Here is a 15,311-nt window from a genome sequence, read left to right on the forward strand (position 1 = left end):
AAATCGCTGCGCCCGATACGAAAAAGGGCGGCCAAAGCCGCCCTTCCCCGATCCGGATGATCCGTGAAGCTCAGCTCTTGAGCGAGTTCGCAAGGATCTTGTGAATGCGCGAATGGAGCACGTCGTTGCCCGCCAGGATCTGGCTGTCGCAATAGGGAAGCGAGCGGCCCTTCCAGTCGGACACGAAGCCACCGGCCTCGCGCACGAGCAGGCAGCCCGCCGCCGTATCCCACGGCTTCAGGTCGGCTTCCCAGAAGCCCTCGTAACGCCCCGCAGCGACCCAGGCGAGGTCAAGTGCGGCCGAACCGAAGCGACGGATGCCCGCCACCTGCGGTGCAAGCGCCTGGTAGATGCGCGACCATTCCGCGACATTGCCATGCCCCTGGAAGGGAATGCCCGTCGCGATCACGCTCTCATCAAGGTGACGGCGCGACGACACGCGCAGGCGCGCATCATGGAGCCAGGCGCCCCGGCTCTTCTCGGCCCAGAAGCTCTCGTCGGTGATCGGCTGGTAGATCAGCCCCGCGGTCACTTCGCCCCAGCCGCCGTTGATCGACTTGTTGCCGTCCAGGCGCGGTTCCTGCACCGCGATCGAGATCGCGAAATGCGGAATGCCGTGAAGGAAGTTCGTGGTGCCGTCGAGCGGATCGACGATGAAACGCGGCTTGTCGGGATCGCCCTCGATCGAGCCGCCTTCCTCGAACAGGAAGCCCCAGTCCGGACGGGCTGCGCGCAGCTCGTCCCAGATGGTACGCTCGGCGGCGCGGTCGGCCTTGGAGACGAAGTCGGACGGCCCCTTGCGCGAGACCTGGAGATGTTCGACTTCACCGAAGTCACGGCGAAGTCGGCCACCAGCCTTGCGGGCGGCCTTTTCCATGACGCGGATGAGACCGGAAATTGCGGCCATAACCTTTACTCTGCTCCTACTGCCGGCCGGGCCGGCACATCAATTTTCAAACGCGCCGACCTCACCCGAACGATCGGGTGGTCAGCGCTCGTTGCCCGCGCTCGCGCCTTCGGGCTGGTAACCGCAGACCAGGGCAATGGCTTGCAGCAACTCGCCAGGCTTGTCACGGTGAACCTTGTCGGCGTTCTTGGCGATAAGGCCATCCACCGAAGTCCCGATCTTGCCCAGCGAGTTGTTGTAGAGACAGCCCACCAGCGCGTTCTTGACCGGCTCCTCGACCTGCTCGGAGCGCAGGGCAGAGACCATCACGTTGAGATAGAGGACCGCGTTCTGCACGTCCTCGGCCTTGGGCTGGGCCGGAGCGGCGTCCTGCGCTGCCACGCCGACCGGCAGGGCCGAAAGGGACAGGGCAGCGCCGAGCGCCAGCTTGTGGAGGTTGGAACGCAGCTTCATGATCAGTCCGCCTTTCGCACGTAGGCCTTTTCGTAAACATCGACGACGATGCGCGTACCGCTTTCGATGTGCGGCGGCACCATCACGCGAACGCCATTGTCGAGAACGGCCGGCTTGTAGCTCGACGAGGCGGTCTGCCCCTTCACCACGGCGTCGGCCTCGACGATGACGGCCTCGACCTGTTCAGGCAGCTGCACCGAGATCGGGCGCTCTTCCCACAGTTCAAGGGCAACCTGCATGCCGTCCTGAAGGAAGGCTGCGGCATCGCCAAGAAGATCGGCGGGAAGCTGGATCTGGTCGTAGGTCTCGGTGTCCATGAACACCAGCATGTCGCCCTCGGCGTAGAGGTACTGGAAGTCCTTGGTGTCGAGGCGCACCTTCTCGATGGTGTCGGCGCTGCGGAAGCGCACGTTGGTCTTGCGGCCATCGATCAGGTTCTTCATCTCGACCTGCATGTACGCACCACCCTTGCCGGGCTGGGTGTGCTGCGTCTTGGCCACCTTCCAGATGCCCTTTTCGTATTCGAGAATGTTGCCGGGACGAATGTCGACGCCGCTGATCTTCATGGAAACCTGCCTTCGATGGGAAAGAGCTGAGCGAAACAGATCCGGACCTCTACAGGAGAGACACACCGTTTCGCAAATCCCGCGCCCCTTAGCCGAGGCAGACGGGCATGGCAATTGCCTCGCTGCGGTGCTAGCGCGGCTGTCATGAACCGAGCCGCCCTCTCCCGCCGCCTTGCGCCGGCGATCCTGTGCCTTGCTGCGTCCCTCGCCCTTGCCGCGCCGCTCAGTTCGGCGGGCGCCGACAGCCCGGAGCCGCCGCCGGTTCCTGGCGGCAAGATCGGCACGCTCAAGATGGGGCGCTACGCCTGCGAACTGCCCGGCGATGCGGGCGGCCTGATCGGCGAGCCGGTTCCCGAATACGACTTCACCATCGTCAATGCGTCCAGCTATCTCGCCAAGGGCGTGCGCGGAAGCTACCTGCATACAGGTACCGACGTGGTGATGACGGGCGGCGTCTTCCGCAACCGCCGCTTCACGCGCATCAGTGCGGGTTTCCTCGAAGAAACGGGCCCCGGCCCCGAACCTGAAGCAGGTGCGATGCGCTGCATCCTTGTGCCCCGGCGCTGAGGGCCAGCTTCCTGATCCTGCCCCCCTGACGGCAAAAGCGCACAAGGGCGTGCAGCCTTTTGCGCATCGGACCATTTCCTCCCCCAAGGCGACGCGGCCCCGGTTCCTCCGGCCCCGCCAGACAAAGGGGATCGGGAATGACCGACAGGATCAGGATCGGAGTACTCAACGACGCAGCGGACCTGCGCGCGGACGAGGATGACGATTCGCCTGCCAGCCACGACATCGCATTCTGGCTCGATCGCGAGATCGCGGCCTTGCGCAGGCGCGGTTGCGCCCTCCCCGAAGTGGAAATCGTACATGCCTACGCGCTGGGCCTGCCCGGCGGCACCGGAGCCGCGGTCGAGGACGCCTGCCATCGCCTGATCGACGACGGCGTAGCCTGATCGTGGGCCCCTTCGTCAGCGACAACGCCGCCATCGCCGCGCGCGTCTACGAAGAGCGGCGCGTCCCCGCCCTGATCTGCTCCCACGACGAGCACGCGCGCACGCGCCATGCCTTCCAGCTCCAGTCAGGCGGCGCCGTCGATGAGGCCGCGCGGCTTGTCCAGCACCTGGCCGCCAGCGGGCGCACTCGGCCGGTCGTCCTGCACGAGACATCCCGCCTCGGCGAACGTCTGGCCAAGGCATTCCAGGAAGAGGCCGCAATCGCGGGTCTGGCTCCGAGCGCCAGCGTAGCTGTGGCACCGCAGGCCGGAGCGCACGAAGTTGCGGATACTCTTGCATCGGCCCTCAACGAAGGTGGTGCGCGCCCGGATGCGCTGTTCTATCTGGGGCGCACAGTACCGTCACGCGAACTGTACGATGCGATTGGCCAGTCGGGCTATGACGGTATCTGCCTTGTCAATCTCCTCGCGGCCCGCAGCGCCGCTTCTCGGCACGCCCCTACACGCCCAGAAGATCTCGAGGGGTGGCTGCACCTGTCGCTCGTCTCCGAGCGCAATCCGCGCTTCCGGGCGCTTCAGGACGAATTTCCCGATGCCCGCGCACACCACGACACGATGGCCCGCGACCACGATCTGGCACGCCTGGTCGCCCATGCGCTTGCGCGCGCGCCATCGCCTACCCCTTCAGGTCTGCGGCTTGCTCTGGAGCAGGTCCGCCTTCTTCCCGCGACGCAGGGCGAGGAAGGAACTATGCTGGGCCTGGGCCCGCTTGTCCGCGCGGCCCTGCAGGGGCCCTACCTGACGATCCGGCAATGGAAGGCGGGGGGCAGCGTGGCAATACCCGAAACCTGAACTAGACGGGCCCCTCGGCCGAGGCGCCCAGCACCGGGGGCGCGGCAAGGACAGGCTCCAGGCCCTTGGCGGCATTGCGGAGCGGCAGGATTGCCCCCCGGAAGGGACGCACGCAGTTCCGGCCTGCGTTCTTGGCGCGATAGAGCATCTGATCTGCCCGCCCCATGGCGGTCACAACCCCGCGGGGCGAGGTCCGGTCCACTTCCGCCACGCCGACACTCAACGTGACGCTGAGCGCCTTTCCACCCGCCGTGAACGGCTCTCCAGCCACGGCCTCGCGTACCCGCTCTGCCACATCGATGGCGCCGGCGAGGGACGTCTCGGGCAGCAGAATGGCGAACTCCTCGCCTCCAATGCGCCCGACCAGATCCTCGCGGCGCCCCTGCATGTCCAGGATCTGGGCAATCCCGCAGAGCACCTCGTCCCCCGCCAGATGCCCATGGACATCGTTGACCTGCTTGAAGTGATCGACATCCAGGAGGAGCAGCGACATCGCCCGGTCATGGCGACGCGCGCGCTGGATTTCGGTCTCGGCCCGCGCGGTGAACGCCCGGCGATTGAGCATTCCGGTGAGATAGTCGTGGTCGGCCAGATCCAGGAGCTGACCCACGTACACGGAAATGCGCCGCACCATCGGGCGAAAGATGAAGAGCGCCTCGAACGTCAGGGTCAGGAGCACGATCGCAAGGATACCCCACTGGATCCGCTCCATCTGCTGCGCGCGCAGTTCGCTGACCGACTGGTGGATCGCGACCACTTCCTCAAGGCCGCCGAGCAAGGGCCCGCGCGAGAGGACCGACAGGGTACGCAGGTTCCCGATCTCGTCGGCAGCCGCGGCCCCATGGCCTCCCCGCGGGAGGGCGATCTCCGCTTCCGCCGCATCCAGAAAACGCCGAGCCAGGCGGTCTATTTCGGCAGGTCCGTAATAGACGTCGTGCAAACGGCGCTCGGCAACGGAAGCGCCTTCCTTTCTGGAAGCGAGGCGGACGAGTTCGCGGTGGGCATCGGCAAACTGGCGCACGGCCGTCTCGAGCGGTTCGCGTACCTCCTCGTCGCCCCGGTGCAGATCGTCCGCAAGGGCACTGATGCGCTGCGAGAGCATACGCTGACGCCCGCTCATGTTGATGATCGCCGCGGCACCCTCGTTCGCCCGCAACGTCTCCGTGAGGACGAAGTGCGAAACGATGCTGAGGAGTGCGATCAGCCCCAGCGCCACGACATAGCGTAACGTGAGACTGCGCGGTGTAACCTGCGACATCTGCAACCAACCCCCGTTCAAAATCGAGGGGACAGTGCCCATGAAGGCTTAACAACAAGTAATAATACTTATGATTCAAGTGTATGTGAAATTTGCACATACATATCTTCACGGGAATATCCCTGAACGGGACCCTAGGCTCAGGAGGCCCGAAGGCCTTTGACCTGGCCCAAAGTCCGCCAGAATTAGTCCCGTAGGCTCTGATCAGTAGATGCCGCCCTGCTCCTCGGCGAAGTTGTCGGCAACGCCCTGGGCAGCTTCCGCCGCCGTAGCCCGCGCCTTGCGCGCGCCATCGATCTCGGCAATCAGCGCATCGCGCCGCTTGGTGAACTCGTCCTCGGCGGTGTACTGGCGCGGTTCGGTGTCGGGCTTGAAGGCTTCCCAGATGACCGAGGCCTTGGGTTCGTCCGACGGCTCCACGCCCATCACCTGCTTGCCGGTCACACGGTCGATGCGCACCATTCGCACGCCCGGCGGCGCGACGAAGGGCTGGTCGCTCCAGCGCTCGCGCGTGGCCTCGATCACGTCCTTGAAGATCGGCGCGGCGATCCGCCCGCCCTGGGCATAGCCGCCCAGCGAGCGCGGATTGTCGTAGCCCAGGTAGACACCGCCCACGTAGTCCTGCGAGCCGCCCATGAACCACACGTCGGTCGGGCCGTTGGTGGTGCCGGTCTTGCCGAAGAGCGGCAGGTTCAGGCTGCGCAGACGCACCGCGGTACCGCGCGTGACAACACCTTCGAGCATGTGGATGGTCTGGTAGGCGGTGTCCGCGTTCATCACCTGCTTGCCGCGGCGCGCGATGCGCGGCATCGGCTTTCCGTCCCATTCGGCCATGTTGCAGCCATCGCAGTTGCGCTTGTCGGCCTTCCAGATGACCTTGCCACTGCGATCCTGCACGTAGTCGATGACCGAGGCGTCATACTGCACGCCGTTGTTGGCAAGCGCGGAATAGGCGTTGGCCATGCGCGCCACGGTCGTCTCGCCCGCGCCGAGCGCGAAGGAGAGGTACGGCTTGTAGTCGCCGATGCCCATGGTCTTGAAGGTCTTGACCACCTTGCCCATGCCGATGTCGTTGGCGATGCGCACAGTCATCAGGTTGCGCGACTGCTCGAGGCCCCAGCGCATGGTACGCGAACCCGCGCCGCCTTCGTTGCCGAAGTTGCGGAAGCACTTCTGCCCAAGATTGCCGCCCTGGTAGACGCAGAAGGTGCCGTCGAGCACCTGTGTCGCGGGCGTCATACCGTTGTCGAGCCCGGTCGCATAGACGAAGGGCTTGATCGTCGAGCCGGGCTGGCGCTCGGCCTGGACCGCGCGGTTGAACGAGCCCAGACCGGAATCGAAGCCGCCCTGGAGGGCCAGCAGACGTCCCGAATAAGGCTGCTCCATGACCATGCCACCCGAAACCTCGGGGACGGTGCGCACCGCGTAGGTCCCGGCCGAAACCGGTGCAGCGGCGAGGAAATCTCCGACCTTGGCGCGGTCGGGGACATTGGTGAGCGCGGCGATGTCGCCATCGGAAAAGCCGATGCGCCCTTCCCCGTTCGCGGCATCGAGCACGACCCCCACGCGCCAGTTCTGGTAATCGATGGTCTTGTTCGAGACGATGAGCTGGGTCTGCCAGTTCTCCATGTCGTTGATGTGCGCGATCGGACCGGCCCAACCACGCTGCCCATGGTAGTTCAGGAGGCCCTTGCGCAATGCGGCGCGGACCGCGCCCTGCAGTTCGGGATCGAGCGAGGTGCGCACCCACAGGCCGCCCGCATAGACGCTGTTGGGGCCGTCCTCGGCCTTTTCGCCGTAGCGGTCGATCAGGCGGCGGCGCACTTCCTCGATGAAATAGCCGTTGGCGGGATCGTAGTCGGGACCGCGCTGCGTGACGAGGCCCAGCGGCTGCGCCTTGGCCTCGGCCGCCTCGGCGGCACTCACCCACTCGTTGCGCACCATCTGGTCGAGCACCCAGTTGCGACGTTCAAGCGCACGGGCTTCGTGCTTCTTGCGCCCGTAGACTTCGGGCGCGCGCGGCAGAATTGCGAGAAAAGCAGCTTCGTTCAGCGTCAGCTCGTCCACGTCCTTGTCGAAATAGGCGCGTGCGGCGGCCTGGACACCGAACGAGCGACGGCCAAGCGGGATCTCGTTGAGATAGAGCTCGAGGATCTGCTCCTTCGAAAGCACGCCCTCAATGCGGTAGGCGAGCACCATCTCCTTGAGCTTGCGGGTAACCGAATACTCGTCGCCGATCAGGATGTTCTTGGCGACCTGCTGGGTGATCGTCGAGCCGCCCTTGGCGCGCTCGCCCGAGCCGTACTTGGAGACATAGTCGACCACGGCGCCTGCAAAGCCGCCGATATCGACGCCGCCATGCGACCAGAACGTGCGGTCCTCGGCCGAGAGAAACGCGTTGACCAGCGGGCGCGGCAGGTCGACATAGCGCAGCTGCACGCGGCGTTCGCGCGCATAGCTATAGGCAATGTCGCCATTGATATCGCGCACCATGGTGGGCAGTGGCGGCTGGTAGGCAAGCAGCGACTTGGCATCGGGCATGTCGCGCATGAGCACGACCCACAGTCCGATCAGACCGATGATCCCGGCCACACACAGGTACACAAATCCGCGCAGGATCCGGCTTGATCGCCAGATCCGTGCGATTCGACCCTGGCCGCGTTCGCGGCGGGGGCTGGTGCTTGCGTCTTCCGGCGTATCCTGGGCCGCGCCGGGGCCGGTGTCAGAGCTCGTGTCGGTCATCGTGCAAGCCCTCTAGCACGCCCTTTTTGCGCAAGGCCAGCAGGAGATCGGGCAAGTCGCGGATAACACGGCGAAGCGAGACTCCCATCGAGGCCGCCGTAAGCGACAGGACCGACCTCCCCGGTGCCTACTGGAAATCCGCGCGCCGCGCGAAATAGCGCCGGATCGCGCGCGCCGCTGCGCCTGCAACCACGCCCTGCCCCGCGCGCGACTGGAGGAAAGCGGCATCCTTTGCATTGTTGATATATCCGGTCTCGAACAGGACCGAGGGCATGTCCGGCGCCTTGAGGACCGCCAGCGCGGCGGTTTCGACGTGACGACGGTGAAGACGCACGTCCGCATCGGAGAGTTCCTCGATCAGGAAGGAGGCAACTTGCGCGGAGGCCTCCTGCGCGCCGCGCTGCGACAGGTCGAGCAGGATCGCGCCCACGGCATCATTGGCGGCATCGAGGACGACACCGTTCACCCGGCGCGCGCTCGTGGCATCGCTCTCGGCATCGCTCGCCGCGAACCGGCGTGCGGCCTCGCCGCTCCCCTTTTCCGAAAGCACATAGGCGCTGGCACCGCGCGCAAGGTCGCTTTCCGCGCTGTCGGCATGGATCGAGAGGAAGAGGTCAGCCCCCAGGCGCCGGGCAATATCGGGGCGATCGGCAAGCGAGATGAAACGGTCGCCATCGCGCGTCAGCGCAACCCGGATATCACCGCGGGCAAGCAGGTCGGCGCGGATCGCGCGCGCGATCTGCAAGGCGATCTGCTTTTCCTTGACCCGGCCATGGCCCGCGCCCGGATCGAACCCGCCATGCCCGGCATCGATCACCACCAGTGGCTGGCGGGCATCGCGCGGCCCTTCGACCGCCGGCAGATCGGCTGGCTCACCGATCTCCGGCAGCTTCATGCGCACCACGTATTCGCGCCCACCACTCGCCTGTGCGAACGTGCGGTTAATCACGAAGACGCAGGCAAGCAGCGCAAGCGGAGCCAGCAGCAGCAGGAATATCTGGACCAGACGCACCATAATCGGTGTCTCGTTAGGGCCTCGCCGCAAGCCCCGCAATCCTCTTGCGCGTGCCGGCAAGGATCCCCCCGGAAGACGGCGCATTTCAGCAGGTGTGCGCCCCGCTGCGGCGATGTTCGATCCACTTCGGAAGACATGCCCCACCAAGCAACTTGCCGTGGCTTACGTGTAGTGCTAGGCAGTTCAAATCCGCGACTGTTCACCCCGGACAGGTTGGCAAGTTATCTTCCTGAAAGGGACTTGCAATCTGCCATCAGGGCCGACAGCCTGCGCGGAGAGAATTGAACCGGCCGCTTTCCGGCCCGGCTCCAACAGGTTGATGCGAGAGATGAGAAGCCAATTGCCGCCTTGCCAGCCCAAGCCCTTCGGGGCGGTGGCGGCGTGGCCGCAACTTTCGGCGTGTTGGGTTTCGCCACGCGAACTTCCGCTCGCAGACGCAATCGCTGCCGCACCGGCAGTGGAATATGATACGACACTCGGAGCGATGGATTGCTCCGACCCCATCTACAATCCGGTCCGCTACGGAGCAGAGGCCTCCCGTCCTTACGGCGCCCTCCCGTTCTCCTGCGGCCTTCACGATAATCGACGCGCGCCACTGGCTGATCCGGCCGGAAGGCAGCGCGTCCGGAGACTTACCAATGGCAACGCGCATGCTCATCGATGCGCGCCACCCGGAAGAAACGCGGGTGGCGGTACTCAAGGGAAATCGCATTGAAGAGTTCGATTTCGAATCGACCGAACGCAAGCAGATAAAGGGTAACATCTACCTCGCGAAGGTGACGCGCGTGGAGCCTTCGCTCCAAGCCGCCTTCGTCGATTTCGGTGGCAACCGTCACGGCTTTCTTGCCTTCAGCGAAATCCACCCGGACTACTACCAGATCCCCAAGGAAGACCGCGACGCGCTCCTCGCCGAGGAAGCCGCGCACGCGGAGGAAGAAGCGGCCCTGCGCGCAAGCGAAGCGGAAGATGAGGACGAGGACGAAGAGAACGACACCGACGGCGAAGACTTCGACGACGGCGGCCTGACCGAGGTCGACACCTCCGAAAAGGACGATGTCGCCACGATCGAGGACGGCAACGTCGAGCGGGGCTTCGAGGACGGCGAAGACGGCGAAGACGACAACCATGGCCGCTCGCGCCGTGGCCGTGGTCGCGGCCGCCGCCAGGGCAAGGCCCGCTCGAAGGAAGCCGAAGAGCTGCGCTCGAAGCGCCTTGCGCTGCGTCGCCGTTACAAGATCCAGGACGTCATCCACCGCCGCCAGGTCCTGCTCGTGCAGGTCGTCAAGGAAGAGCGTGGCAACAAGGGCGCAGCCCTTACCACCTACCTCAGCCTTGCCGGTCGCTACTGCGTGCTCATGCCCAATTCGAGCCACGGCGGCGGCATCAGCCGCAAGATCAATTCGGCCTCGGACCGCAAGCGCCTGAAGTCGATCATCGCCGAGATGAACCTGCCCCGCTCGATGGGCTGCATCGTGCGTACGGCCGGCCTCCAGCGCACCAAGACCGAGATCAAGCGCGACTTCGACTACCTCGCCCGTCTCTGGGACGAGCTGCGCGAAAAGACGCTGCACTCGGCCGCGCCCGCGCTGATCCACTCGGACAGCGACCTGGTGAAGCGCGCCATTCGCGACATCTACAACCGCGAGATCGAGGAAGTCGTCGTCGAGGGCGAGGAAGGCTACCGCGCGGCCAAGGACTTCATGAAGCTCCTGATGCCCAGCCACGCGCGCCGGGTTAAGCCTTATTCCGATCCCGTGCCGCTGTTCCAGCGCTACGGCGCGGAGGACCAGCTGACCGCAATGTACGACCCCGTCGTGCAGCTGAAGTCAGGTGGCTACATCGTTATCAACCCGACCGAGGCGCTGGTCTCGATCGACATCAACTCGGGCCGCGCCACCAAGGAGCATGGCATCGAGCAGACGGCGGTTGCCACCAACCTCGAAGCCGCCCGCGAGATCGCCCGCCAGCTGCGCCTGCGCGACATGGCCGGCCTCGTCGTGATCGACTTCATCGACATGGAATACGGCTCGAACGTCCGCAAGGTCGAGAAGGCCATGAAGGACGCGCTCAAGAACGACCGCGCCCGCATCCAGGTTGGCCGCATCTCGAGCTTCGGCCTCATGGAGATGAGCCGCCAGCGCCTGCGCACCGGCGTACTCGAGGCGACCACGCGCTCGTGCCCGCACTGCGACGGCACCGGCCTTGTGCGCACCGCCAGCTCGGCGGGCCTTTCGGCCCTGCGCCTGATCGAGGACGAAGCAGCCAAGGGCAAGGGCGTGATCGTCTCGCTCTTCGCCAGCACCGAAGCGGCTGTCTACATGCTCAACGCCAAGCGCGCCGACCTCGCCGACATCGAGGAACGCTACGGCGTGACCGTGGAAGTCATCCCCGAGGGTGAGAACGAGGGCGCCAAGATGCGCGTGGCCTCGTCCGGCCCGCGCAACGACTTCGTGCCGCGCTTCGACCCGATCGCAACCGAAGTCGAGGACGACGGCCTCTACGAGGACGAGGAAGACGAGGCCTTCGAGGCCGAGGAAGCCCGCTCGAACGACGAGGACGAAGGCGGTTCGCGCCGCAAGCGTCGCAAGCGTCGCCGCGGTCGCGGTGGTCGTGACCGCCGCGAGGACGGCCAGGACGCGGGCGAAGCCCAGGCAGACAGCGACGAGGACGACGAAGGCACCGAAACCAGCGGCGCCGAAGCCAGCAACACCGAAGCCAGCGACGGGCATGACGACGAAGCCGAGGCCCCGCGCAAGCGCCGTCGCCGTGGCGGTCGTCGCCGCCGCGGTCGCCGCAATGCCGAGGGCGAAGGCTTTGGCAGCGAAGGCGAGGAAAGCACCTCGGACGAGAGCCCCGAAGCTGAAGCCGAAGCGCCTTCCGAGCCTGCCGTGAGCGCGCCCGAACCGGCTCCAGAGCCCGAAGCCACGGTCGCCGCCGAAATGGCGCCAGAACCGGTCGAGGTCGCGGAAGTTCCGGCCGAGGAGGAACCCGCTGCCAAGCCGAAGCGCACGCGCACGCGCCGCAAGAAGGTTGAGCCTGCCGCCGAGGAAGCCGCCGCCGAACCGGCTGCGGAGGCTCCGACTGCCGAACCGGAAGCTGAGGAAAAGCCCAAGCCCAAGCGCGCCCCGCGCCGCAAGAAGGCCGAGCCTGCCACAGAAGACGCGGCAGCCACGACCGAAGCGGCCGAGGAAAAAGCCCAAGCCCAAGCGCGCTCCGCGCCGCAAGAGGACTGAGGCGGCAACCGAAGACGCGGCAACCGCGCCCGAGGCGACCGACGAAAAGCCCAAGCCCAAGCGGGCCCCGCGCCGCAAGAAGGTTGAGCCCGTCGCAGAAGAGGTCGCCGCCGAGGCGGCCCCCGAAGCCGCGGCAACCAAGCCTGCCAGCGAGGAAACCGCGACCAAGGTTGAAGCCGAGGCCGAGGAAGCCCCCAAGGCCGAGGCTCCGCGCCGCGGTTGGTGGCAGCGCACGTTCGGCGAATAATCGCCGCGACCTCGCAAAAATCGAAAAAGGCTCCCCGCTCTTCGGAAACGGGGAGCCTTTTTTGCATGGGCCGTCGCAAACTGCGCCGGCCCCCTTGGCTAGGCAGGCAGCCTCGATCGGCGCAGCCGCTCGCCCGGAAAATACATCCAACACATCCCCCTAATCGGCAAAACCGTCGATTTTCTGCGACTTGCAGAGCACGACTGGCGCGACCGATCGCGGATCATGAAGGCGCCATTTCGCCGCCAGATTCAGCCGAACATGCGCAATTTGCATGTAAAAAAGCGGTGTTAGAGCGCCGGAATGCCCATCTGTTCACACTCCCCCCTTGCCCCGCGCGGCTGAATCGCTAGAGGGGAACCACCGAGGCGGTTATGCCGCAATGCAAGAAAACGGGGATTCGTTCATGGCGCAGTTCACCCTTCCGGCCAACAGCAAGATCAAGAAGCAGGGCAACGTCCACAAGGCTGAAGGTGCGACCCGCGTCAAGAAGTTCACCGTCTACCGCTACGACCCGGATTCCGGCGAGAACCCGCGCTACGACACCTTCGAGATCGACCTCGACAATTGCGGCCCGATGGTTCTCGACGCGCTCATCAAGATGAAGAGCGAGCAGGACCCCACCCTTACCTTCCGCCGTTCGTGCCGCGAAGGCATCTGCGGTTCGTGCGCCATGAACATGAATGGTGCCAACGGCCTTGCCTGCACGACCGCGATCGAGGATCTCAAGGGAAACATCCGCATCACCCCGCTGCCGCACATGGACGTGGTCAAGGACCTGGTCCCCGACTTCACGCACTTCTACGCGCAGTACGCGTCGATCCGCCCCTGGCTGCAGACTGTCTCGACCACGCCGTCGGGCAAGGAACGCCTACAGACCCCCGACCAGCGCGAGAAGCTCGATGGCCTCTACGAGTGCATCCTGTGCGCCTGCTGCTCGACTTCGTGCCCGAGCTACTGGTGGAACTCGGACAAGTTCCTGGGCCCGGCCATCCTGCTCCAGGCCTATCGCTGGCTGGCGGACAGCCGCGACGAAATGACCGGCGAGCGCCTCGACGAGCTGGAAGATCCCTTCCGCCTCTACCGCTGCCACACGATCATGAACTGTTCGAACGTGTGCCCCAAGGGCCTCTCGCCCGCACGCGCGATCGCCGAAATCAAGAAGATGCAGGCCGAACGCCAGATCTGATCGGCGTATCCCGGCGTTTCTTCGATGTCAGTCGTGATGCATTGCGCGCTCCCCGTCGGCGTTTTTCGCCTGCGTGATATACACCAGGAGCGCGCGGCATGACCGCCATGCTCGGTCGTTACGAGACCCTGGTCGCCACCGGGGAACTGCGCTCGGATCCCGAGCAGGCCGCCGTCGCCGAGCGCCTCGACCAGTTGCAGCGCGCCTTCTACAAGGCGCGCAATTCCACCGGCCTTTTCGGCAAGCTACTGGGCAAGAAGGCCCCCTCCCCGCGCGGCGTCTACATGTGGGGCGGCGTTGGGCGCGGCAAGTCGATGTTGATGGACCTGTTCCACCAGACGCTCGACATCACGGCCAAGCGCCGGGTTCACTTCCACGCCTTCATGCTCGAGGTGCACGCGCTCCTCAACGAAGAGCGCAAGAAGGAAAGTGGCGACCCGATCCCGCCTGTTGCCGCGACGATCGCGCGCAACGTGCAGTGCCTCGCCTTTGACGAGATGGTGGTCAACAACTCCGCCGACGCGATGATCATGAGCCGCCTGTTCACGCAGCTCATCGAGCACGAGGGCGTCACGATCGTGACGACGTCGAATCGGGCACCGTCCGAACTCTACAAGGACGGCCTCAACCGCGAACACTTCCTGCCCTTCATCGACCTCATCGAGCAGGAGCTCGACGTCTACACGCTGAACGGGCCGACCGACTATCGCCTTCAGCGTCTTGGCGGCATGGCGACATGGCACACCCCCTTGGGCGAAGAGGCAACCGAACAGACCCGCGAGGCCTTCTACCGCCTGACCGACTACCCACCGGAAGATGCCGAGCATGTTCCCCCGGCGGATATCGATGTCGGCGGCGGACGGCTGCTCCATGTACCCAAGAGCCTCAAGGGCGTAGGTGTCTTCAGCTTCAAGCGCCTGTGCGCAGAAGCGCGGGGCGCTTCCGATTACCTGGCGATTGCGCCGCGCCTACCACACGGTCATCGTCGTCGGCATCCCTCGTATGGGACCGGACCGCCGCAACGAAGCGGCACGTTTCGTAACCCTGATCGATGCTCTCTACGAGAACAAGGTCAAGCTCATCGCAGCCGCCGATGCCTCACCGGAAGAGCTCTACGAAGCCGGCACCGGTCGCTTCGAATTCGAACGGACGGTCAGCCGACTTAACGAAATGCAGAGCGCCGACTACCTTGCCAAAGGCCACGGCGAGGACTGAAAGCCCACCGATGGACCGGCACGGGGTCAGACCTCCCATCTTCGGCCGGGGCATCACCCTCCCACGTTTCGGGTCACTTGGGGCGTAAGCCAGACCTGATAGGCATGAGACGGGCGCTTGATGGCGCCGATGGGCTTGCCTTCCTGAATATACGCCCTGGATCGGCGGCTACAACGGCACCCTAGAGCAGTCAGGCACCCAGGCCCAAGAGTGTCCTTGCCAAGGAGCCGCTCCAAGGCGCCTATCCCCCCACTTGCTCGCGCAGCACTGAACAGGAATGGTGAGGCCGCGATTTTGGGAATGGGCGGCAATCCGCGCAGCACCCAAACAGGATCTCGATGCGGTTGCGGCGCTTGTATTGGCGCCTATCGCCTTCCAACGCTAGAGTCCGCGCGATGAGTCTTGAGATAGGTTGCACCGATCAGGACAACCCTCGGCTCCGCGCTTTGACCGGACGAGACTTCGACCGGAGGAATACGCCGATCGCTCCCAGCGATTTGTACAAGGTCTTGTGAAGCCCGTTTTCTCTGGGCGCACCACGCCAGCGTGGGCCGTTCCGATTGCGGAGATGCCCCCACTCGGATTGCGCCGATCATCGACACGCGACTTACCGAGACCCTTGGGAAAATACGGCGATAGCGAGTCATCTGCTCTTCCGTCAGCCAGTGCAGGTCGCTCACAC

General features: G+C 65.2%; 11 protein-coding genes and 2 pseudogenes. 6 read left to right on the forward strand and 7 right to left on the reverse strand.

The genetic code is table 11. The annotated features are described in order from the left end of the window. Positions 1–70: 70 nt before the first annotated feature. The 3 genes from MBENS4_RS19875 to efp all read right to left on the reverse strand — a co-directional run bounded on the left by MBENS4_RS19875 (position 71) and on the right by efp (position 1,926). Positions 71–907 carry an inositol monophosphatase family protein gene (locus MBENS4_RS19875; RefSeq protein ID WP_039393966.1) on the reverse strand — a complete coding sequence of 279 codons (837 nt, stop codon included), beginning with the start codon at positions 905–907 and terminating at the stop codon, positions 71–73. Positions 908–988: 81 nt separating this feature from the next. Further along, complete coding sequence (locus MBENS4_RS19880; RefSeq protein ID WP_039393969.1) at positions 989–1,360, reverse strand: hypothetical protein; 372 nt, start codon at positions 1,358–1,360, stop codon at positions 989–991. 2 nt (positions 1,361–1,362) lie between these two features. Further along, entirely contained in the window at positions 1,363–1,926 is a 564-nt protein-coding gene (efp, locus tag MBENS4_RS19885) for an elongation factor P (RefSeq protein ID WP_039393973.1), read from the reverse strand. A 144-nt stretch (positions 1,927–2,070) separates the two neighbouring features. Between efp and MBENS4_RS26170 the strand changes: the two genes are divergently transcribed. From MBENS4_RS26170 to MBENS4_RS19900, 3 genes are all read left to right on the forward strand, one after another. Beyond that, positions 2,071–2,493, forward strand: coding sequence for a hypothetical protein (locus MBENS4_RS26170; protein WP_039393974.1), 423 nt, complete (start codon positions 2,071–2,073; stop codon positions 2,491–2,493). A 137-nt stretch (positions 2,494–2,630) separates the two neighbouring features. Beyond that, a complete protein-coding gene (locus tag MBENS4_RS25955) occupies positions 2,631–2,879 on the forward strand; it encodes a hypothetical protein (RefSeq protein ID WP_039393975.1) in 249 nt (82 codons plus the stop codon). Positions 2,880–2,881: 2 nt separating this feature from the next. Next, the gene (locus MBENS4_RS19900) at positions 2,882–3,730 is read left to right on the forward strand and encodes an ABC transporter substrate-binding protein (protein ID WP_039393976.1); all 849 of its coding nucleotides are present in this window, start codon (positions 2,882–2,884) and stop codon (positions 3,728–3,730) included. A 1-nt stretch (position 3,731) separates the two neighbouring features. Here MBENS4_RS19900 and MBENS4_RS24380 read toward each other — a convergent pair whose 3' ends face one another. The 3 genes from MBENS4_RS24380 to MBENS4_RS19915 form a co-directional block, all read right to left on the reverse strand. After that, complete coding sequence (locus MBENS4_RS24380) at positions 3,732–4,988, reverse strand: diguanylate cyclase (protein WP_052322561.1); 1,257 nt, start codon at positions 4,986–4,988, stop codon at positions 3,732–3,734. Between the two features lie 204 nt (positions 4,989–5,192). Then, positions 5,193–7,730 carry a penicillin-binding protein 1A gene (locus MBENS4_RS19910; RefSeq protein ID WP_039393977.1) on the reverse strand — a complete coding sequence of 846 codons (2,538 nt, stop codon included), beginning with the start codon at positions 7,728–7,730 and terminating at the stop codon, positions 5,193–5,195. 127 nt (positions 7,731–7,857) lie between these two features. Beyond that, positions 7,858–8,745, reverse strand: a complete 888-nt coding sequence (locus tag MBENS4_RS19915; protein WP_039393978.1) for an N-acetylmuramoyl-L-alanine amidase family protein — start codon at positions 8,743–8,745, stop codon at positions 7,858–7,860. 638 nt (positions 8,746–9,383) lie between these two features. Between MBENS4_RS19915 and MBENS4_RS19920 the strand changes: the two genes are divergently transcribed. From MBENS4_RS19920 to zapE, 3 genes and pseudogenes are all read left to right on the forward strand, one after another. Beyond that, positions 9,384–11,978, forward strand: coding sequence for an Rne/Rng family ribonuclease (locus tag MBENS4_RS19920; protein ID WP_052322562.1), 2,595 nt, complete (start codon positions 9,384–9,386; stop codon positions 11,976–11,978). A 653-nt stretch (positions 11,979–12,631) separates the two neighbouring features. After that, positions 12,632–13,414 carry a succinate dehydrogenase iron-sulfur subunit gene (locus MBENS4_RS19925; protein ID WP_039393979.1) on the forward strand — a complete coding sequence of 261 codons (783 nt, stop codon included), beginning with the start codon at positions 12,632–12,634 and terminating at the stop codon, positions 13,412–13,414. 98 nt (positions 13,415–13,512) lie between these two features. Further along, positions 13,513–14,629: pseudogene (zapE, locus tag MBENS4_RS19930) on the forward strand (cell division protein ZapE). A gap of 304 nt (positions 14,630–14,933) precedes the next feature. Here the strand turns inward: zapE and MBENS4_RS27660 are convergent. Then, positions 14,934–15,309, reverse strand: a pseudogene (locus tag MBENS4_RS27660) (hypothetical protein); the annotation flags it as partial. Positions 15,310–15,311 lie beyond the last annotated feature (2 nt).

Origin of the sequence: Novosphingobium sp. MBES04 (assembly GCF_000813185.1) — a bacterium.
Classification (GTDB): domain Bacteria; phylum Pseudomonadota; class Alphaproteobacteria; order Sphingomonadales; family Sphingomonadaceae; genus Novosphingobium; species Novosphingobium decolorationis.